Origin of the sequence: Streptomyces sp. NPDC046716 (genome assembly GCF_040645755.1) — a bacterium.
Taxonomy (GTDB): Bacteria; Actinomycetota; Actinomycetes; order Streptomycetales; family Streptomycetaceae; genus Streptomyces.
In genome coordinates this window covers 15,453-35,685 of the sequence record NZ_JBEYYU010000053.1, presented here as the reverse complement: position 1 = coordinate 35,685, position 20,233 = coordinate 15,453, and the positions used below count along the sequence as shown (strand labels likewise).

The window sequence follows — 20,233 nt, the reverse complement described above, 5'->3', positions numbered from 1 at the left end:
AGATACGGTGGGAGCGCTCCCATCCGTGATGAGTTGAAGATTCGCGCCTCGGGCGGTGGGTGTCAAGACGTGTGACGGCGACAAGTCGCTGCGGTTATCGGGCTGTTAGATTCCGCGGGAGACTCGGGGAGGTAGAAGCCATGGTGGCTCACGGCACTCACGGCAGGCGTCCGACGCTGGAGGAGGTCGCGGCCCGGGCCGGTGTCGGCCGCGGCACCGTCTCCCGGGTGATCAACGGGTCTCCGCGGGTCAGCGACACCACCCGCGCCTCGGTCGAGGAGGCCATCGCCGAGCTCGGCTACGTCCCGAACACGGCGGCCCGCGCCCTCGCCGCCAACCGCACGGACTCCATAGCCGTCGTCGTCCCCGAGGCCGAGTCCCGGTTCTTCTCCGAGCCCTACTTCTCCGGCATGGTCGGCGGCGTCGGCATGGCCCTCGCCGAGTCCAACCTGCAGCTTCTGCTGACCTTCGCCCGCGGCGAGCGCGAGCGCGACAAGCTCGCCTCCTACCTCGCGGCCCACCGTGTCGACGGCGTCCTGCTCGTCTCGGTCCACTCCGACGACCCGCTCGCCGACCGCCTCCTGCAGATGGACATCCCCACGGTGATCAGCGGCCCCCGCTCGGCCGACGAGCCGCTGCCCTCGGTCGACACCGACAACTACGCCGGGGCCCGCTCCGCGATCGAGCACCTGGTCTCCCGCGGCCGGCGCTCGATCGCGATCATCACCGGCCCGCTGGACGTGTACGGCGCCCAGCGCCGACTGGTCGGATACGGGGACGAACTGACCGCCTCCGGTATCGCGTACGAAGAGAAATTGGTGGCCTACGGAGACTTCACCGAGGAGGGCGGCCGGCGCTGCATGACTGATCTTCTTGAACGCAGCCCCGGCCTCGACGCGGTCTTCGCCTGCTCTGACCTGATGGCCTCCGGCGCCCGCCAGGTGCTCCGCGAGGCCGGCCGCCGCATCCCCGACGACGTGTCCCTGGTCGGCTTCGACGACTCCATGATCGCCCGCCACCTGGAACCCGGCCTGACCAGCGTCCGCCAGCCCACCCGCGACATGGGCCGCGCGATGACGGAGCTCCTCCTGGACGAGATCGCCCTGGCCGCCGAGGGCAAGCGCTCCTCGGCCCGGCGGGGGGCCGAGCGGCATCTGGTGCTGCCCACGGAGCTGGTGATCCGGGCGTCGTCGTAGGCACGAGGGCGCTCCCGGGGCCACCGGGCTCCGGGAACGCCGAAGGCCCCGGTTCTCGCGAACCGGGGCCTTCGGGCCTTGCAGGGTGAGTGACGGGACTTGAACCCGCGGCCACCTGGACCACAACCAGGTGCTCTACCAACTGAGCTACACCCACCATGTCCGGTCTTTTGTCGTTCTTCCGACCGGCCGAGAAAAAGTGTACAGGGTCCGAAGGGGTGCTCGCGCACCCCTTTTGCCGAAGCCGGGCGGACCCCGTACGGGCGGGCCTGGGAGTGGCTACTCCGCAGGCAGGACGTGCTTCGCCGCGATCGACTTCGCGGTGTCCGAGTCGGGCCCGGGCTGCGGGACGAAGATCGCCTCGCGGTAGTAGCGCAGCTCCGCGATGGATTCGCGGATGTCGGCGAGCGCCCGGTGGTTGCCGTTCTTCTCCGGACTGTTGAAGTACGCCCTCGGGTACCAGCGCCGGGCCAGTTCCTTGACCGAGGACACATCGACGATCCGGTAGTGGAGGTACTCCTCCAGCGTCGGCATGTCCCGCAGCAGGAATCCGCGGTCGGTCCCGACCGAGTTCCCGCACAGCGGGGCCTTGCCCGCGTCCTTGACGTGTTCACGTACGTACGCCAGGACCTGCTCCTCGGCGTCGGCCAGCGTCGTGCCGCCCGCCAGCTCCTCGAGGAGGCCCGAGGCGGTGTGCATCTGCCGCACCACCTCGGGCATCTGTTCCAAGGCCTCGTCCGGGGGGCGGATCACGATGTCCACCCCTTCACCCAGTACGTTCAGCTCCGAGTCGGTGACCAGTGCGGCCACCTCGATGAGCGCGTCGTTCGCCAGCGAGAGTCCGGTCATCTCGCAGTCGATCCACACCATGCGATCGTTCATGCGCCAACCCTACGGGTCAGACCTTCTCGCTGGCAGACGACGGGCGTCAGCTCCTGTGCGGGTTACTGGGGCGCGGTCCGCGGCCCGGGCAGACTGGCGCGCCCCGGCGCGAACGCGTCGGACGGCGGCTTGCCGCCCTCCAGGTGCCCGGAGTGCCCCGTGTGTCCGGTGTGCCCCGTCGGCCCGGTCGGCATGGACGCCGCATGGGCGCCCAGGCCGGACGTGGCCGCGGCCGTGCGCCGGGACTGGCTCGGCACGGCGCCCGGGCCCGCCGGGTCGCCCGACATGGCGGCGAAGTCGACCGGCTGCCTGTCGGCCGGCTTGCCGTTCGCCCCCGGGCCGTCGGCCGACTGCGGCCGGCGCGCCCGGTAGGCCGCCCGGTACGCGGCCGGGGACGAGCCCAGCTGCCGCCGGAAGTGGCCGCGCAGCGCTACGGGGGAGCGGAACCCGCAGCGCCCCGCGACCTCGTCCACGGAGTAGTCGGACGTCTCGAGCAGCCGCTGGGCCTGGAGGACACGCTGCGTGATCAGCCACTGGAGCGGGGCGGACCCCGTCAGTGACCGGAAGCGGCGGTCGAAGGTGCGGCGGCTCATATAGGCACGTGCGGCGAGCGTCTCCACGTCGAACTGCTCGTGTAAATGCTCCAGCGCCCAGGCGACGACCTCGGCCAGCGGATCCGCACCGATCTCCTCGGGCAGTGACCGGTCGAGATAGCGCTCCTGGCCGCCGCTGCGGCGCGGCGGGACCACCAGACGGCGGGCGAGTGCGCCTGCCGCCTCGTTGCCGTGATCCGTGCGCACGATGTGCAGGCACAGATCGATACCGGCCGCGGTGCCGGCGCTCGTCAGTACATCGCCGTCGTCCACGAAGAGCTCGCGCGGGTCCACATGGACCGACGGATATCGCTTGGCCAGTGTCGGTGCGTACATCCAGTGCGTGGTCGCCGGTCGGCCATCCAGCAGGCCGGCCGCGGCGAGCACGAACGCGCCGGTGCACAGGCCGACGATGCGTGCTCCTTCCTCATGCGCGCGACGTATCGCGTCCAGCGCTTCCTCCGGGGGCGGCGAGGTGATCGACCGCCAGGCCGGCACGACGACCGTGCCCGCCCGCGAGATCGCCTCGAGCCCATGGGGCGCTGTGAGTTCCAGTCCTCCGGTGGTCCGCAGGGGTCCCTCTTCACCGGCGCACACGAGCAACCGGTAGCGGGGAACTCCCGCGTCCTGACGATCGATTCCGAATACGGAGAGCGGTATGGAACTCTCGAAGATGGGTCCGCCGCTGAACAGCAGCACCGCGACGATCTCGCGTCGCCTGCGCCCTGACAGCTTGCGAGCCGCCGCCTCCGGCGCGGTGGTGGAGTCGTGGCTCATCCTGCTAAGCCCCCCTCGGTGATCGCGGCTCCCTCAATACTTTGACGGGCTGTTCGCTCCTGCACGTTTCCCCTCGGTCCTGCTGAAGTCCCCCGCCGCCAAAAAACTCGACCAGCATGATCGAATCTACTGTGTCTCCGGCTGCCCCTGTGACCAGTTAAAGACCTGGCACATTGTCGACATGGCAACTTGGCGTGAAGCATTCGATCACGAAGCGTTGCACTCACGGGCGTTGCTGGGAAGTGCGCCTCAACTCAGTGGCCGGTCCCCGTAGGGTGCACGGGGGTTTTGCGGCCCTTTCAGCCCTGGTGGAAAGGGGGTTGGAAGGCCTGAGGAGCAAGGAAAGCCTGTGTGGCCGAAGTTGGCTGAAAATGTACGGGGTAGCGCGTGGAAACGCCTCAATCCACCGGCGTACTCTGCCCGGCTCGGTGTCCGCCCCTGTGCGCCCCCTGCCCCGTACGGCCGTGCCTACCACGATGCGCGCAGCATTGTTCAGTGTGCAACCGCGCAGCACCGCGTTCGGACTGTCGCAGGAGCAGTCGGCAGGCCGCGGTGACCGCGGCGAGGCCCAGCGCGGCCCCGGCGGCGCCGGCCGCCGAGATGCCGTATCCGACGAGAACCAGTGGCACCAGGACACAGGAGAACGCGGCCCAGCGGACGACATCGCCCGCCCCGTCGGTCCCCGCGACTGGCTTGTCCTGGGCGTGCGGGGTCGGCCGTGTGTGCGACTCCGGCGCGCGGGCGGGGGCCGGGATGCTCCGGCGCGAGCCGGTGGTCCGGTGCGCGGTGGACGGTCCGGGCACGTGGTGCTCCTCGGTGCTCCCTGGGTCGTGACGGTCGGGAGTTCAACGCGCGGGGTCCGTCCCGGTCACTCGTTCCGCCCCTGGAGTGGCCCACAAGAGTGCGCAAACCGCCTGTACGGGGCAGCAACCATTGCCATACGGTCGGCGCCTCGTGCATGCTCCCCTGAACGCTGCGGAGCGCACGTACGTACAGGTCCGAGAGCGGGCCGGAGTCTGGGCAGAGGAGGAGTGTCGCCGTACCCTTGGGGGTATGGGGTTGGGAAGATGATTCCCGGACACAGCTCCGCCGATCAGATGTCGTCCCCTCATTTGAGGCCCACGAGGTACACGCCGAGACACTCATGGCCGGTCACGAATTTTCCGAACCCGAAGGCCGCAAACGGCAGGTCGCCGATCCGACGACGACCCCCCGAGCCGCCGAAGAGCACCGTCACGCCTGTGACCCCGCGTTCAAGCACGGCGTCGTCGTCGGCTTCGACGGGTCGACGTCGAGCGAGCGGGCCCTTTCCTACGCCATCGGCATGGCGCACCGCTCGGGCTCCGGGCTGATCATCGTGCATGTCGCCAATCGGCTGCCGACCACGGTGTGGGCCGGCTGTGAGCCGCCCGTCTTCGTGGACGTGCCCGACCACCGCACCGAGGTGCTCGGTCTGGAGCTGGCCTGCGCGGACTATCTCGCCGAAGTGCCCTGGATCCTCGTCGAGCGCGGTGGCGACATCTGTCACGAGCTGGAGGAGGTCGGCCGGGAGTACTCCGCCGACGCCATCGTCGTGGGCTCGACCCACGGTCTCGTCGGGCGGATCTTCGGCTCGGTCGCGGGGCGGCTGGCGCGGCGCGCGCAGCGGCCCGTCGTTGTCATTCCGTAACCGGGTCCTGTCCCAGGTGGAATACGGCTGACGGTTCCTCAATTTCGTTACGGGGAAGCGCCGTTCGGTGTTCGGTGAATTTCTGCCGGATGGCTGATACTACTCGCGCGTAGAGGTGCTTTGTGCCCTTGTGAAGGGTACATAGCGGTCGCTGGACAACAGCTCAGAGCACCCGCACTTCGCACGAAGGGAGCCCGCTGTGGACAACGACGTCTCCGCGGGAAGCACGGCGACCACCTCGTCCGTTTCCACTCTCGGTCAACTCACTCTCGGACTCACCCTGTTGGCCTTCGGCCTCGGTCACACCGCCGTGATCGACGGGGTCACGGCGGCCGACGCGGTCTCCGTCGCGACGTACGTGGGCGGGATCGCCCTCTTCGTCGCCGGTCTGCTCGCCCTGCGCGAGGACGGCTTCACCGGTACCGCCTTCGCCGGGCTCGGCGCCTTCTGGTTCACCTGGGGCGTCGGGGCCGGGGAGGCCGTTTCGGCGAACGCGGCGGGGCTGTTCCTGCTGCTGTTCGCCCTGCTCGCGCTCAGTCTGACGCTCGGGTCCGCGGGGGCCGGGGTGTTCGCGCGGGGGACGTACGGGCTGCTGTTCGTGGCGATGCTGCTGCTGGCCGTCGCCGCGTTCGGTGACACGGCGGGGCTCGCCAAGGTGGGCGGGTGGTTCGCCGTGGCCGGCGGGGTTGTGGCCTGGTACGGGGCGACCGCCGCCATGTCGGGGCTGCCGACCGTGTTGCCCGGGCGGGCTGCCGGCCGGGGCGGCGTGACGGCCGCCGGCTGACAGCCATGTCGGGCCGGGGCAATGGGCGGCCCCGGCCCTCCGGGAACGGGTCCCTCCGCGTCGGGTGGCGCGTGGAGGGGCCCGTTCGTCCGGTTCGCTTCCGGTTGCCGGGTGCGGCTCTCGTCGTGGCTGGTCGCGCAGTTCCCCGCGCCCCTGAGATGCGCACTTCGTGCGGCATCTCAGGGGAGGCCGGCTACTCCACGGTGACGGACTTCGCCAGGTTGCGGGGCTTGTCGATGTCGCGGCCGAGGGCCAGGGCCGTGTGGTAGGCGAGGAGCTGGAGGGGGATGCCCATCAGGATCGGGTCCAGCTCGTCCTCGTTCTTCGGGACGACGATGGTGCGGTCGGCCTTCTCCTGCTCCTGGTGGGCCACCGCGAGGATGCGGCCGGAGCGGGCCTTGATCTCCTCCATCGCGGCGCGGTTCTTCTCCAGCAGGTCGTCGTCGGGGACGATCGCGACCGTGGGGAGCGCCGGCTCGATGAGGGCGAGGGGGCCGTGCTTCAGCTCGGAGGCCGGGTAGGCCTCGGCGTGGATGTACGAGACCTCCTTCAGCTTCAGGGAGGCCTCGCGGGCCACCGGGTAGCCCCGGACACGGCCGATGAACATCATCGAGCGGGCGTCCGCGTACTCCTCGGCGATCTTCTTGATCTCCGCCTCCTGGGCGAGGATCTCCGTGATCTGGGCGGGCAGCTTGCGCAGGCCCTCGATGATGCGCTTGCCGTCGGCGACGGAGAGGTCGCGGATGCGGCCCAGATGCAGGGCGAGCAGCGCGAAGGCGACCGTGGTGTTCGTGAAGCACTTGGTCGAGACGACGCAGACCTCGGGGCCCGCGTGGACGTAGACACCGGCGTCGGACTCGCGGGCGATCGCCGAGCCGACGACGTTGACGACGCCGAAGACCCGCGCGCCCTTGCGCTTCAGTTCCTGGACGGCCGCGAGGACGTCGTACGTCTCGCCCGACTGGGACACCGCGATGTACAGGGTGTCGGGGTCGACGACCGGGTTGCGGTAGCGGAACTCGGAGGCCGGCTCGGCGTCCGCGGGGATGCGGGCCAGCTCCTCGATCATCTGGGCGCCGATCAGACCCGCGTGGTACGACGTGCCGCAGCCGAGGATCTTCACGCGCCGCACCGAACGGGCCTCGCGGGCATCGAGGTTGAGGCCGCCGAGGTGCACCGTGGAGAAGCGGTCGTCGATGCGGCCGCGCAGCACGCGGTCCACGGCGTCGGCCTGCTCGGAGATCTCCTTGTGCATGTACGTGTCGTGGCCGCCCATGTCGTAGGAGGCGGCCTCCCACTCGACGGTGGTGGGGGACGCCGTCGTACGGGTGCCCTCCGTCGTGTACGTACGGAAGTCGTCGGCCTTCAGCGTCGCCATCTCACCGTCGTCGAGGGTGACGATCTGGCGGGTGTGCGAGACCAGCGCGGCGATGTCCGAGGCGACGAACATCTCCTTGTCGCCGATGCCGAGGACGACCGGCGAGCCGTTGCGGGCCACGACGATGCGGTCCGGGAAGTCGGCGTGCAGGACCGCGATGCCGTACGTGCCCTCGATCAGGCGCAGCACCTCGCGGACCTTGTCCTCCAGGTCCGTCGCCTGCGAGCGGGCGATGAGGTGGGTGAGGACCTCGGTGTCCGTCTCGGAGAGGAACTCGACGCCCTCGGCGGTCAGCTTCGCGCGCAGCTCGGAGGCGTTGTCGATGATGCCGTTGTGCACGACGGCGACCTTGTTGTCGCCGGACATGTGCGGGTGCGCGTTCTCGTCGGAGGGGGCGCCGTGCGTGGCCCAGCGGGTGTGGGCGATGCCGGTCGTGCCCTTGAAGCGGGCCGGGACCTTGGCCTCCAGGTCGCGGACGCGGCCCTTGGCCTTGACCATCTTCAGGCCGGACGCCTTGGGGCTGGTGATGACGACGCCCGCGGAGTCGTAACCGCGGTACTCCAGGCGCTGCAGACCCTCCAGGAGCAGCGGTGCCACGTCACGCTTGCCGATGTAACCGACGATTCCGCACATAAGTTGGTGAAGTCCCCTCTACGTGAAGCACTGGTTCAGCCGGCTGGTTCAGCCGTAGACGATCCGGCGGAGCTGCCGGAGCGTGAGCTCCGGCGGGGCCACCGCCCGGTAGGGCAGTTCCGCCGCGATCTGTTCGAAGATCGCCGCGTTCACCAGGCCCTGACCCTGGAGCTCGCGGTGGCGGCGGCGGACGAAGCCCTCCGTCGGTTCGTCGAAGTAGGCGAGCACGTCCTGGATCACCCGCAGCGCCTCGCCCCTGCTCAGGGCGGTGGTCCGCGTCAGATGATCGACAAGTTCCTCGTGCACTCGGTAGATCCTGGGGGACGGGCGGGGGTTTCGCAAGAAATCTGCCCGATATCGGGCAGGTGTCACGTGGTCGGGAAGATCGCGAGGGCGCCCGGGCGGAAGCTGTGAAGGTTTGAAGGGCGCCATGCCGCTTGTTCGGCCCCCGTTCATCCGGCGTATCCGGCCGGGATAGTTGCCACCAGCACCTTTCGGGTCATGGACATTCCACGTATGGGCGTACCCGCCGAACTGGCCGAGCGGAGCCTCGCCGAGCAGCACGAATACCTGCGCAGCACCTTCTCCCGCCGCACGATGATGCGCGGCGGGGCCGTCACCGTCGGCGCGATCGCCGGCGGGGCCTTCGTGCCCGGCGCCGTCGCCCAGGCCGCCCCGGCCGCCGCCCCCGCATCTGTGACCGCCGACATCGACGGGGCCCTCGTCGCCCCCTTCGGCCGCCACCTCTCCTACGGCGACGACGCGCGCACCGAGATGACGGTCTCCTGGCAGGTGCCCGCGCCGGTCAAGAACCCGTTCATCCGGATCGGCTCCAGCGCCGGCGACCTGTCGCGGAAGATCACCGCCGAGGTCCGCGCCCTGTACACCCCGGCCGGGGTCGGCACCAGCGCCGACCACACCCAGTACTACGTGCACGCCAAGCTGTCCCACCTGAAGCCGGGCCGCACCTACTACTACGGCGTCGGCCACCAGGGCTTCGACCCGGCGTCGCCGAAGTTCGCGGGCACCATCGGCACCTTCACCACGGCGCCCTCCCACGCGGAGCCGTTCACCTTCACGGCCTTCGGCGACCAGGGCGTCAGCTACCACGCGCTCGCCAACGACTCCCTGATCCTCGCCCAGGGCCCGTCCTTCCACCTGCACGCCGGTGACATCGCGTACGCGGACCCGTCGGGCCAGGGGAAGACCACCGACACCTTCGACGCGCGGACCTGGGACCAGTTCCTCGCGCAGACCGAGAGCGTCGCCAAGTCCGTTCCGTGGATGGTCAGTTACGGCAACCACGACATGGAGGCCTGGTACGCGCCGCACGGCTACGGCAGCCAGCAGGCCCGCTTCGAGCCGCCGGCCAACGGCCCCGACCCGGAGAACCTGCCCGGCGTCTACTCCTTCGTGCACGGCAACACGGCCATCATCTCGCTCGACGCCAACGACGTGTCGTTCGAGATCCCGGCCAACCTCGGCCTCTCCGGCGGCACCCAGACCAAGTGGTTCGAGGCGCAGCTGAAGAAGTTCCGCGCGCACAACTCCGGCATCGACTTCGTCGTCGTCTTCTTCCACCACTGCGCGTACTGCACCGCCACCGCGCACGCCTCGGAGGGGGGCGTGCGCCAGGAGTGGGTGCCGCTGTTCGAGAAGTACACCGTCGACCTGGTGATCAACGGCCACAACCACGTCTACGAGCGCTCCGACGTCCTCAAGGGCGAGAAGGTCACCAAGGAGCTGCCGATCGGCGGCACCGTCTACCCGGAGACCGAGGGCGTCGTCTACGTCACGGCCGGAGCGGCGGGCAAGAGCCTGTACGCGTTCCCGGTCGCCGACACGTACGAGGGCAACGCGAAGGACATCGACCCGTTCGCCTCGTACGTCACCGAGGAGGGCGGCGCCAAGAAGGCCGTCACGGTCGACTGGTCGCGGGTGCGCTACACCAACTACTCGTTCCTGCGGGTGGACGTGAAGCCCGCGTCGTTCGGGCGCACGGCGACCCTGACGGTCCGCGGCATCGCCGAGACCGGCGCCGAGATCGACAAGTTCGTGGTGGCCCGCAAGTCCAAGCGCTGACCACGGCGGCTCACAGCCGCTTGAGGACCGCCTGCTTCGCCACCGCGAACTCCTCGGCCGTCAGGACCCCGGCCCGGTGCAGCTCGCCCAGTTCGCGCAGCCGGCGCAGCAGTGCGTCGTGGTCGTCCTCCGGCACCTTCGCGGGTGCCGGGGGCGCGGCCTCGGGCGCCTTCTCCAGGGCGGGGGCCGCAGTGGCCGTCCCCGCTCCGGGGTGCGGCAGCCGGGCCTGCACCGCCGCCGCGACCAGCGCCATCAGCGGGTCCTTCTTGAAGCCCCACAGCTCGATGGAGTTCGGGTCGTACTTCGGCGGGGCCTTGGTGGGCGCGGAGCGGACGGTGAAGCGCAGGCAGCCGTTCTCCAGGCCGGCGGCCGGCTGCCACTCCACCGCCGCGATGTCGGCGAGGGCGAGCTGCCGGGTGCCGGCGGTCGCCTTCGCGTCCTCCGTCTTCCAGTTCCACTCCAGGCGGACGTGCTCCCCGTCGAAGCTGGCCGTGCCGTCGCCCGCGGAGACCGAGAGCGGCACGGCCGGTCCGGGCAGCAGATACGCGGTACAGGCCGAGGACGGGACCTGTTCGAGCAGCAGTGCGTTGCGCACCTCGTCCACGAGGTACTCCGCGACGCCGTAGCGGTCCGACTCGACGGTGAGCTGGTACGGGTCCGTGCCCTCGGTCAGCTTGCCGCCGGTCGCCTGCAGCAGCGGATCCGCGCCCTCGCGCAGCCGCAGCCGCAGCCGGCCCGACTTCCGGCCCTGCTCGAAGGAGACGCCGGCCAGCGCCGCGAGCGGGACGGTCAGCTCACCCAGGGCCCTGCGCAGCGGGTTCACGCCCTTGTCACGGCCCGGGACGAGCCGCAGCGCCTCGCCGTCGAACGTCCACGTCCCGTCGCGCTGGATGATTTCCGCCATGGGGCAATTCTGGCAGGGGCCCGGGAGGACCGTCTCCCGAGCCCCTGCGGTCTGTGCGCCTGCGATCAGGCGATCGGGTTGTCGAGATCGCCGACCAGTTGCAGGGCGCCCGAGGGGTCGGCCAGGTCCACCATCTGCTCGTTGTTGCGCAGCTGGAGCCGGTTCAGGCAGGACAGCGCGAAGTGGGGGGCGAACATGTCGAACCGCTCGAACTTGTCGGCGAGTTGGGGAGCCGACGCCTGGTAGTCACGGACGCAGTCCGCGACCGCCGCCCAGAACGTGTCCTCGTCGACGACGCCGTCCCCGACCAGGTTCGCCGCCAGGAAGCGGAAGAAGCAGTCGAAGACGTCCGTGAAGATCGACAGGAGCTTCATGTCGTCGGGCACGTCGGCGCGGATGCGGTCCACCTTCGGCGGCAGCACCGCGTCCGGGTCCATCACCGCGATCTCCTCGGCGATGTCCTTGAAGACGGCCCGCTGGACCACGCCCCGCTCGTCCAGGACCAGGATGACGTTCTCGCCGTGCGGCATGAAGACCAGGTCGTAGGCGTAGAAGCTGTGCAGCAGCGGGGTCAGGTACGCGCGCAGGTACGGCTTCAGCCACTCCTTCGGCGTCAGTCCCGAGCGCTCGATCAGGGCGCCCGCCAGCGAGCGGCCCTCGCGGTCGACGTGCAGCAGCGAGGCCATGGTGGCCAGCCGCTCCCCGGGGGCCAGCGACGGGACCGGGGACTCGCGCCACAGCGCCGCCAGCATCTTGCGGTACGGCGAGTAGCGGTCGGTGGCGGCCTCGTACTCCAGGTGCCGGTAGCCGACGGCCGCCCGCTCGCGGATGATCGTCAGGCCGGTGCCCTTGAGCACCTCGTCGTTCTCGATGAGCGCGGTGAGCCAGTCGTTGATCGCGGGCGTCGCCTCCATGTACGCCGCCGAAAGGCCGCGCATGAAGCCCATGTTGATGACCGACAGGGCCGTCTTCACGTAGTGCTTGGCGGGGTCGGTGGTGTTGAAGAACGTACGGATCGACTGCTGGGCCAGATACTCGTCGTCGCCCTCGCCGAGCCAGACGAGGTGCCGCTGGGCGACCTCCGCCGCGAAGGTGACCGACAGCTTGTTCCACCACTGCCACGGGTGCACCGGGATCAGCAGGTAGTCGGCCGGGTCCAGGCCCTGGCCGCGCAGGGTCGCGTCGAAGCGGCCCAGGGTCTCCTCGCCGAGTTCGGCGCGGAGGAAGGACTCGTACTCCAGACCGGCCCCCGCCGTGAACGCGGCGCGCTCGCGGGTCGCCGCCAGCCAGATCAGCCGGACCGGGCTCGCGGTCTCGGGCGCGTACGACAGGTACTCGTGGATGCCGAAGCCGAGCCTGCCGTTGTTGGCGACGAAGCACGGGTGGCCCTCGGTCATGCCCGTCTCGATGGCCTGGAAGTCGTCGGTGGCCGCCAGCTCGGCGGCCGTCGTGCCCGGCTTCGCCAGCTTGTAGCAGGTGCCGGAGAGGGTGGAGGAGATCTCCTCCAGGTAGACCGGCAGGATCGACTCGCTCAGGCCGAGCGAGTCCTTCATCTCGATGAAGAACTCCAGCGCGTTCAGCGGGAGTTCGGCGCCGTCGCGGTGGCGGGTGAGGGAGTCGGGGGACACCTGCCAGTGGTCGAGGCGCAGCCGCTGGGCCGCGAACCGGTACGCGGTCTTGCCGTCGTCGCTGCGGACGAGGTACCGGTCGCCCTCGACGGACTCCGGGGCGAGCAGCCGCTCGTGGGCGAACTCGGCGAGCGCCTTGCGGATCAGGAGGCGGTTGGCCTCCGCCCAGTGGTCGGGGGTCAGGTGGGAGACTGCGTCCGCGATGCTCATGCTCGCGCGCTCCTTCCGGTGGCCTTCTCGAACTGTTCGCGCGTGCAGAAGCTCAGCAGCGCCTTCTTCTCCGGCTTGTCGATCTCGCGCTCGGGGACGAAACCGACGGCTTCGTTGAGCGCGTGGACCGCCGTGTTGCGCACGTCGGGCTCGACCACGACACGGCGCACGGCCGGGTCGGTGAACAGGTGCTCCATGACCGCGGTGATCACGGCCCGGGTGAAGCCGGATATGCGTATCTCCGACGGCGCGGTCAGGAAGTGCATGCCGATGTCGCCGGGCTCGGGCTCGTACAGGCCGACGAGCTCGACGTGGCGGGGGTCGTAGCGCTCCATCAGGAACGCGGGCTCCCCGTCGTGCAGCCCGAGGAACGCGTCGTGGTGCTCGGCCGCCGCGATGGACATGTACTCGCGCTCGACGTCCTCCAGCTTCGCGTTCTGCATCAGCCAGAACGCGGCCTTCGGATCGGTGACCCAGCGGTGCAGCAGCTCCGCGTCGGCCTGCGGGTCGACGGGGCGCAGGGTCAGTTTGCCGAGCGTGTGTGTGGGGGTGCTCATACTGCGAACTCCTGGAAGGCGATGGTCTTCTCGACGGGGTAGTACTCGGTGCCGAGCAGCTCGCCGATGATGTAGCTGTTGCGGTAGGCGCCCATGCCCAGGTCGGGGCTGGTGATCGAGTGGGTGTGCACGCCGGCGTTCTGCAGGAAGATGCCGCGTCCCGTGGTGTCGATCGCGTAGTTGCGGGCGACGTCGAAGCGGCCCTTGCCGTCGAGCTTGATGCGGTCCTTGACGGGCTCCAGGAACGCGGGGGTCGCGTACTTGTAGCCGGTGGCGAGGACCAGGCCCTCGGTCTCGATCTCGTACGCCTTGTCCTGCTCCTCCTGGTGCAGGCCGAGGGTGTACGTGCCGTTGTCGTCGTAACTCGCCTTGCTCAGCGCCGAGTTGGTCAGCAGCCGCGTCGGCACCGGGCCGTCGAGGCCCTTCTGGTAGAGCAGGTCGAAGATGGCGTCGATCAGCTCGCCGTCGATGCCCTTGAACAGGCCCTTCTGCCGCTCCTCCAGCGAGTACCGGGTGGCTTCCGGCAGCGCGTGGAAGTAGTCGATGTAGTCCGGGGACGTCATCTCCAGCGTCAGCTTGGTGTATTCGAGCGGGAAGAAGCGGGGGGAGCGGGTCACCCAGTTCAGCCGGTAGCCGTGGACGTCGATCTCGCTCAGCAGGTCGTAGTAGATCTCGGCGGCGGACTGACCGCTGCCGACCAGCGTGATCGACTCCTTCTGCTGGAGGGCCTGCTTGTGCTGCATGTAGCGGGAGTTGTGCAGGACTCCGTCGCCGCCCAGCTCCGCGCAGGCCTCCGGGATGTGGGGCGGGGTGCCGGTGCCGAGGACCAGGTGGCGGGCGCGGTAGGTCTCGCCGGTGTCGGTGGTGACGGCGTACAGCTCCGCGTCGTCCTCGTAGCGCACCTCGGTCACCGTGGTGCTGAAGCGGATCGAGGAGAGCTTGGCGGCGGCCCAGCGGCAGTACGCGTTGTACTCCACGCGCAGCGGATAGAAGTTCTCGCGGATGTAGAACGAGTACAACCGCCCCGATTCCTTCAGGTAGTTGAGGAAGGAGTAGGGGGAGGTCGGGTCGGCGAGGGTCACCAGGTCCGACATGAACGGGGTCTGGAGGTGGGCGCCGTCGAGGAACATGCCCGAGTGCCACTCGAAGTCCGGCTTGGACTCCAGGAAGACGCCGTTCAGCTCGGCTATGGGTTCGGTGAGAGCGGCGAGACCGAGGTTGAAGGGGCCGAGCCCGATCCCGATGAAGTCGTAGGTCTCAAGAGGCGCGGTCAAGGATGTCTCCCAGGTACTGCTCGGCGTGGCCGGCGATGAGGTCGAGGACGGCCCGGATGTCGTCGAGGGTCGTCTCGGGGTTGAGCAGGGTGAACTTCAGGTACTGGCGGCCGCCGGTCTTGGTGCCCGCCACGACCGCGTCGCCGGAGGCGAACAGGGCTTTGCGGGCGTACAGGTTGGCCCGGTCGATCTCGGCCGGGTCGGTGACGGTCGCGGGGATGTAGCGGTAGACGAGGGTGGACAGGCTCGGCTCGACGACCACGTCGAAGCGCGGGTCGGCGGCCAGCACCTCCCAGGCCCGGTGGGTCAGGTCGCAGACCTCGTCGAAGAGGGAGCCGATGCCGTCGGCGCCCATCACGCGCAGGGTGAGCCACAGTTTGAGGGCGTCGAAGCGGCGGGTGGTCTGGAGCGACTTGTCCACCTGGTTGGGGATGCGCTCGGCGACGGTGCGCCGGGGGTTGAGGTACTCCGCGTGGTAGGTGGCGTGCCGCAGGGTGGCGCCGTCGCGGACCAGCACGGCGCTCGAACTCACCGGCTGGAAGAAGGACTTGTGGTAGTCGACGGTGACGGAGTCGGCGCGCTCGATGCCGTCGAGGCGGTCCCGGCGGGTGCGCGAGGCGAGCAGGCCGCAGCCGTAGGCGGCGTCGACGTGCATCCAGGTGTCGTACTGGGCGCAGAGCTCGGCGATCTCCGGCAGCGGGTCGATGGAGCCGAAGTCGGTGGTGCCCGCGGTGGCGACGACGGCCATGGGGACGAGGTCCTCGGCCCGGCAGCGCTCCAGCTCGGCCGCGAGGGCCAGGGCGCGCATCCGCTTGTCCTGGTCGACGGGGATCGTCACGACGCACTCCGGCGGCAGGCCGAGGAGTTTCGCGGACTTCTGGACGCTGAAGTGGCCGGCCTCGGACGCGAAGATGCGCAGCCGGGCGAGGTCCTCGGTCTTGCTCTCCTCGCGGGCGAGCAGCAGCGCCTGGAGGTTGGACTGCGAGCCGCCCGAGGTGAAGACGCCGTCGGCGGCCGGGCCGAGCCCGATCCGGGCGGCGGTCCAGTCGATCAGCTTGCGCTCGATGAGCGTCCCGCCCGCCGACTGGTCCCAGGTGTCGAGCGAGGAGTTGACCGCGGACAGCACGGCCTCGCCGAGCACGGCCGGGATCACGACCGGGCAGTTGAGGTGGGCGAGGTAGCGGGGGTGGTGGAAGTAGACGGCGTCGCGGAGGTAGACGTCCTCCAGCTCGTCGAGCGCGGCGATGGTGTCGTGCAGCGGCTCGTCGAGGTTCACGGCGTCGACGGTGGGGGAGAGGGCGTCGGGTGAGACGCCGGTGAACGGCCGTGAGGTGGTGGCGAGTTTGGCCGCCACCCGCTCGATTCCCTCGGTCACGGAGCTGCGGTACAACTCCGCGGTCGTGTCATTGAGCAGGTGCGAGCGCATGAACGGTTCCTCCGGGTGGGGATGAGGTGGTTCCCGGGTGGGGCAGGAGTGCCGCGGCCATGGGCAGGGGCGGGGCCGCGACGCTTGACTTAGGTTAGCCTAACCTAATTTCTACGTGGGACCCCGCCCCTGTTTATGGCGGAATGTGCAGTTGTTTGGCGGGAATTGCGTCTACGCGGCGGCCTCGGCCCGCAGCGCGTCCTCGCTCAGGCCGCGCCGCCAGTAGCCGACGAACTTCACGGCCCGCTTGTCGTAGCCGCGCTCGCGCACGAGATGGCGGCGCAGCTCCTTCATCGAGCCGGACTCGCCGGACAGCCAGGCGTACGGCCGTGCGGTGTCGGGGAGTTGGGCGGCGCGGATGGCGTCGAGCGCGCTCGGCGCCCGCTCGTCGCGGACCAGCCAGTGCACGGTGAGGTTGGCGGCCGTGAGGATCGGCTGGATGTCGGCGCGGTGCGGGACCTCCAGCCACACGTGCGCGGAGACGGACGAGGGCAGCCAGGCCAGGATGCCGAGCGCGGCCGGCAGGGCCGTCTCGTCGCCCCACATGAGGATGTGGTCGAAGTCCGCCGGGGGCTGGCAGCGCACCGCGGCGTTGTCGGCGATCGCGGGGCCGAGCACGACGACCTTGTCGCCCGCCGTCGCGGCCTCGGCCCAGCGGCAGGCGGGGCCGGTGGTCGCCGGGTCGTCGTTGTGCAGCACGAAGTCGATGTCGACCTCCTGCGCGGGGTGCCGGCGCTGGCCGCTCAGCGTGTACGAGCGCATGACCGCGCGGACGTCGTCCGGCAGCGCGCGGTACGCGGTGTGCCAGCCGTGGCCGTCGTCGCCCGGCACGATGGGCGGCAGGACGGGGGCGTCCTGGCCCGGCTGCGGCAGGAAGAGGGAGAGGGACTGGTCCCGGCCGCCGCCGTGGAAGTGCTCAAGCTCGGGACCGGTGAAGGTCACCCGGAGCAGCGACGGGCCGAGCCGCCGCGTGCGGACCACTTGCAGATCGAAGAATCGGAAAGGGGCTACAGCGGGGGCTTCGGCCGTCGCGGTCATGGGGTCAGGACACCTTCTTCGCGGTCTCGATCGCCTTGGCGAGGTTCTCCAGGAGCGGAGCGCACTTGTCGTAGGAGAGGATCGGCTCGGGGGAGCGGGCGATGACCTGACCGGCCTTCACCGCGGGCAGCTTCTGCCAGGTGCCCTCTTCGATGTCGGCGGGCTGGATGGCCTGCGCGCGGTCGTCCATCATGATGATGTCGGCCGGGTACTTGTCGACGTTCTCCCAGCTCAGGTTCTCGAACCAGCCGCCCGAGTCCTTCTTCGCCTTCTCCGGCGGCTCGACGAAGTTCACGCCGAGGGCCTTGAAGTACTCCAGGTCGATGGAGAGGTTCGTGCCGGACACGTAGAAGATGTCCGCGCTCGCCGAACCGGCCAGGACCTTGATGTCGGGGTGGGCCTTGGCGGCCTTGCGCAGCCGGGCCGCGGCGTCCTCGAAGCGCTTCTTCGCCGCGACGACCTTGTCGGCCTTCAGGTCGGCGCCCAGCGACTCGGCCAGCGCGTACATCCGCTCCAGCGGCTTGGTCAGCTGGCGGTCGAAGACCGAGACGCCGACGCTGGGGGCCAGCTTGGCGATCTTCGCCGCGGACTCCTCGGGGACGTACCAGAGGGTGCCCGCGGAGTCGAACATCGTGGTGATCAGGACGTCGGGCGCCAGGCCCGCGTACTTCTCGATGTTGAACTGGCCCCACTTGTTGCCGATGACGGTGACCTTGGAGACGTCCATGTCGCCGGCCTGCACGTCGGGCTTGCCGCCCTTCGTGGTGGTCGGGCCGAAGACGCCCTTGACCTGGATGCCGTAGTCGAAGAGGGCCGCGCCGACGCCGGTGAAGGCGACGATGTTCGCCGGGATCTTGTCCAGCTTCACGGCCGTGCCGCGGTCGTCCTCGAAGGAGAACGGGCCGGACTTGTCCGCGGCCTTCGTCGCGTCCGAACCGCTGTCTTTCGAGCCGCTGTCGCTGCCGCAGGCGGCGAGCGCGGCGCCGAGGCCGAGGGCTCCGCCGGCGGCGAGTATGCCGCGGCGGGTGGGGCGGGACAGTCGGGCGTTGGGCATCACGGGCTGCTTTCGGACGTGCCGGGGTTGTCGGCCGGGCAGGGTGCAGAACTGAGGGAAGGTTAACCTAAGTTTCTGGCATGTCCAGGGGGCGGGGGCACCCGCACGCGCCCGCGACGCGGGTCCGGCAGGTCAGGCGCCCGCGCGGGGCAGACGCACCCGCACCACCAGACCGCCCGCCGGCCGTGCCGTCGCGGTGACCGAGCCCGCGTGCGCACGGGTCACGGAGCGCACGAGCGCGAGGCCGAGACCGTGTCCCCGCTCGCTGCCGACCCGCTCCGCCGCCCGCTGGAACGGCTCGAAGAGCCGCTCGACCGTGCCGGGTTCGACCCCGGGGCCGGAGTTCACGACCTCCAGGACCACGTCGTCCCGGCCGCCGCCGTCCGGGTCGCCTGCCCGCACCTCGACCGTGACGAAACCTCCGCCGTCGATGGTGTTGTGTGTCACGGCGTTCCCGACGAGGTTCGCCACCAGGTGGCGCAGCAGCGTCGCGTTGCCGCGCACCGCGCAGTCCGCTTCCGTGGTGCAGGTGACGGTGGGGGTTCCCGGCGCGCGGCCCGCCTCCTCGGCGACCTCGCGGGCCAGCGCGGCGAGGTCCACGGGTGCGCCGTCGAACTCCACGTGGTCCGCGGCGGCGAGCGCCAGCAGCTCCTCGACGATACGGATGTTGCGCTCGTTGGTCTCGGCGAGCATCGGCACGAGCTCGGCGAACGACGCGCCCGACGGGTCCGAGGCCGCCAGCTGGAGCGCGGCACGGGCCGTGGTCAGCGGGGTGAGCAGTTCGTGCGAGGCGTTCGCCGCGAACCGCTGGTGGGCGGCGAAGGACTCCTCCAGGCGGGCCAGCGTCGTGTCGAAGGTGTCGGCGAGCTGCCTCAGTTCGTCGTGCGGGCCCTGCGCGTCGATGCGGTACGCCAGATCGCCCTCGCCCGCCCGGGCGGCCGCCCGGCTGATGGTGTGCAGCGGCGCGAGCAGCCGCCGCGAGAGCAGCCAGCCGGCCGTCAGCCCGACGGCGGTGACGAGCAGCAGACCGCCGATCGAGATGGCGAGCACGCTCGCCCAGACGTCCTCCTTGTCGCGGACAAGGCCGGTCGTGTCGATCTTCTGGCCGGGCAGGACGCTCGCGTCCGCGCTCGGTGCGACGGTGTGCGGCGGGATCGAGGACGGCGTCGCCGAGGCACCGGCGGTCGGGCTCGGGACCACGACCGGCGTCGTCAGGTCGTACGTGGGGACGTAGCGGATGCCGACGTAGATGACGGCGACCATCAGGACCGAGCAGGCGACGAGCGCGCCGCCGAAGCCGAGGAAGAGCCGCAGGTGGATGCTGAGGGTGCGGCGGCCTGTGCGTCCGTCGTGGCCTGTTCCTTTGGGGCCTGTGTCTTTGTGGCCTGTGCGGCGGGTCATCCGGCGCTCAGGTAGTAGCCGGCGCCGACGGCCGTGTGCACCAGGCGCGGTTCGCCCAGCTTTCTGCGCAGCGTGTGCACCACCAGGCGGACCGCGTTCGTCATCGGGTCCGTGCCCGCGTCCCACGCCTTGTCGAGCAGGTCCTCGGTGCTGAGCACGCCGCCGTCGGCCCGCATCAGCAGCTCCAGGACCGCCAGCTCCTTCCGCGTGAGGCGGACCTCCGCGCCCGCCCGCTCGACCCGGCGGCGGTGCGTGTCGAAGGAGACGTCGGCGAAGGTGAGGACGGGGGCGTGGCCCGTCGGGGGACGGCGGTACAACGCCCGCAGCCGCGCGACCAGTTCGGGGAAGTCGAAGGGCTTGGCGAGATAGTCGTCGGCGCCGAGGCCCAGCCCCTCCACCTTGTCGCCGAGACGCCCCGCCGCCGTCAGCATCAGCACCCGGCAGGGCAGCCGCTCCTCGACGACGCGGCGGCACACCTCGTCGCCGTGCACCAGCGGCAGATCCCGGTCCAGGACCACGGCGTCGTAGTCGTAGACCCGCAGCCGCTCCAGGGCGGCACGGCCGTCGTGCACCACGTCAGGGGTGATCGCCTCGCGGCGCAGCCCCAGCTCGATGACGCGCGCCAGATACCGCTCGTCCTCGACCACCAGCACCCGCACCGCGCACTCCGTCCTGAGAATTCCATGAAAGACCGGGACGTCCGCCGATGGCGTTTCGCCCGTGGTCCGCCACATTTATCAGAGCCGG

The 20,233-nt window shown here is 70.1% G+C and carries 18 protein-coding genes and 1 tRNA gene; 4 read left to right on the top strand and 15 right to left on the bottom strand.

Annotation, left to right across the window (positions count from 1 at the left end):
- Positions 1-140: 140 nt before the first annotated feature.
- Entirely contained in the window at positions 141-1,196 is a 1,056-nt protein-coding gene (locus ABZ930_RS31415; protein ID WP_361555257.1) for a LacI family DNA-binding transcriptional regulator, read from the top strand.
- A gap of 84 nt (positions 1,197-1,280) precedes the next feature.
- Here the strand turns inward: ABZ930_RS31415 and ABZ930_RS31410 are convergent.
- From ABZ930_RS31410 to ABZ930_RS31395, 4 genes are all read right to left on the bottom strand, one after another.
- Positions 1,281-1,353 (bottom strand) — tRNA-His (locus ABZ930_RS31410).
- A gap of 122 nt (positions 1,354-1,475) precedes the next feature.
- Positions 1,476-2,078: an oligoribonuclease gene (orn, locus tag ABZ930_RS31405; protein ID WP_361555254.1), complete on the bottom strand. Its 603-nt coding sequence runs from the start codon at positions 2,076-2,078 to the stop codon at positions 1,476-1,478.
- Between the two features lie 62 nt (positions 2,079-2,140).
- Positions 2,141-3,448 carry a helix-turn-helix domain-containing protein gene (locus ABZ930_RS31400; RefSeq protein ID WP_361555251.1) on the bottom strand — a complete coding sequence of 436 codons (1,308 nt, stop codon included), beginning with the start codon at positions 3,446-3,448 and terminating at the stop codon, positions 2,141-2,143.
- Positions 3,449-3,846: 398 nt separating this feature from the next.
- Positions 3,847-4,203: a hypothetical protein gene (locus tag ABZ930_RS31395; protein WP_361555321.1), complete on the bottom strand. Its 357-nt coding sequence runs from the start codon at positions 4,201-4,203 to the stop codon at positions 3,847-3,849.
- A 389-nt stretch (positions 4,204-4,592) separates the two neighbouring features.
- Here ABZ930_RS31395 and ABZ930_RS31390 point away from each other — a divergent pair, with 389 nt between their 5' ends.
- Both ABZ930_RS31390 and ABZ930_RS31385 read left to right on the top strand, forming a co-directional pair.
- Positions 4,593-5,117 carry a universal stress protein gene (locus ABZ930_RS31390; RefSeq protein WP_361555248.1) on the top strand — a complete coding sequence of 175 codons (525 nt, stop codon included), beginning with the start codon at positions 4,593-4,595 and terminating at the stop codon, positions 5,115-5,117.
- 199 nt (positions 5,118-5,316) lie between these two features.
- Positions 5,317-5,901 (top strand): GPR1/FUN34/YaaH family transporter, encoded by a 585-nt coding sequence (locus ABZ930_RS31385; protein WP_361555245.1) that lies wholly within the window; start codon positions 5,317-5,319, stop codon positions 5,899-5,901.
- Positions 5,902-6,094: 193 nt separating this feature from the next.
- Here the strand turns inward: ABZ930_RS31385 and glmS are convergent, their stop codons facing one another.
- The gene (gene glmS, locus ABZ930_RS31380; RefSeq protein WP_361555242.1) at positions 6,095-7,912 is read right to left on the bottom strand and encodes a glutamine--fructose-6-phosphate transaminase (isomerizing); all 1,818 of its coding nucleotides are present in this window, start codon (positions 7,910-7,912) and stop codon (positions 6,095-6,097) included.
- A 48-nt stretch (positions 7,913-7,960) separates the two neighbouring features.
- The gene (locus tag ABZ930_RS31375) at positions 7,961-8,218 is read right to left on the bottom strand and encodes a hypothetical protein (RefSeq protein WP_361555239.1); all 258 of its coding nucleotides are present in this window, start codon (positions 8,216-8,218) and stop codon (positions 7,961-7,963) included.
- A gap of 195 nt (positions 8,219-8,413) precedes the next feature.
- On the opposite strand from ABZ930_RS31375, the gene ABZ930_RS31370 reads away from it, so the two are divergent.
- Positions 8,414-9,994 (top strand): metallophosphoesterase family protein, encoded by a 1,581-nt coding sequence (locus ABZ930_RS31370; RefSeq protein ID WP_361555236.1) that lies wholly within the window; start codon positions 8,414-8,416, stop codon positions 9,992-9,994.
- A gap of 10 nt (positions 9,995-10,004) precedes the next feature.
- Here the strand turns inward: ABZ930_RS31370 and ABZ930_RS31365 are convergent, their stop codons facing one another.
- The 9 genes from ABZ930_RS31365 to ABZ930_RS31325 all read right to left on the bottom strand — a co-directional run bounded on the left by ABZ930_RS31365 (position 10,005) and on the right by ABZ930_RS31325 (position 20,145).
- Positions 10,005-10,898: a DUF4429 domain-containing protein gene (locus tag ABZ930_RS31365; protein ID WP_361555233.1), complete on the bottom strand. Its 894-nt coding sequence runs from the start codon at positions 10,896-10,898 to the stop codon at positions 10,005-10,007.
- Between the two features lie 65 nt (positions 10,899-10,963).
- Positions 10,964-12,736, bottom strand: coding sequence for an IucA/IucC family siderophore biosynthesis protein (locus ABZ930_RS31360; RefSeq protein WP_361555230.1), 1,773 nt, complete (start codon positions 12,734-12,736; stop codon positions 10,964-10,966).
- Positions 12,733-13,293: a GNAT family N-acetyltransferase gene (locus tag ABZ930_RS31355; RefSeq protein WP_361555227.1), complete on the bottom strand. Its 561-nt coding sequence runs from the start codon at positions 13,291-13,293 to the stop codon at positions 12,733-12,735. The genes ABZ930_RS31360 and ABZ930_RS31355 overlap by 4 nt, the downstream gene beginning before the upstream one ends.
- The gene (locus tag ABZ930_RS31350; RefSeq protein ID WP_361555224.1) at positions 13,290-14,567 is read right to left on the bottom strand and encodes a lysine N(6)-hydroxylase/L-ornithine N(5)-oxygenase family protein; all 1,278 of its coding nucleotides are present in this window, start codon (positions 14,565-14,567) and stop codon (positions 13,290-13,292) included. Before ABZ930_RS31350 ends, ABZ930_RS31355 begins: the two co-directional genes overlap by 4 nt.
- Positions 14,551-15,993 carry a lysine decarboxylase DesA gene (desA, locus tag ABZ930_RS31345; RefSeq protein WP_361555221.1) on the bottom strand — a complete coding sequence of 481 codons (1,443 nt, stop codon included), beginning with the start codon at positions 15,991-15,993 and terminating at the stop codon, positions 14,551-14,553. Before desA ends, ABZ930_RS31350 begins: the two co-directional genes overlap by 17 nt.
- 171 nt (positions 15,994-16,164) lie before the next feature.
- Positions 16,165-17,031 (bottom strand): siderophore-interacting protein, encoded by an 867-nt coding sequence (locus ABZ930_RS31340; RefSeq protein ID WP_361555218.1) that lies wholly within the window; start codon positions 17,029-17,031, stop codon positions 16,165-16,167.
- Positions 17,032-17,035: 4 nt separating this feature from the next.
- Positions 17,036-18,085, bottom strand: coding sequence for an ABC transporter substrate-binding protein (locus ABZ930_RS31335; RefSeq protein ID WP_361555215.1), 1,050 nt, complete (start codon positions 18,083-18,085; stop codon positions 17,036-17,038).
- Between the two features lie 132 nt (positions 18,086-18,217).
- Complete coding sequence (locus ABZ930_RS31330; RefSeq protein ID WP_361555212.1) at positions 18,218-19,486, bottom strand: HAMP domain-containing sensor histidine kinase; 1,269 nt, start codon at positions 19,484-19,486, stop codon at positions 18,218-18,220.
- Positions 19,483-20,145 (bottom strand): response regulator transcription factor, encoded by a 663-nt coding sequence (locus ABZ930_RS31325; protein ID WP_361555209.1) that lies wholly within the window; start codon positions 20,143-20,145, stop codon positions 19,483-19,485. Before ABZ930_RS31325 ends, ABZ930_RS31330 begins: the two co-directional genes overlap by 4 nt.
- Between the last annotated feature and the right edge of the window lie 88 nt (positions 20,146-20,233).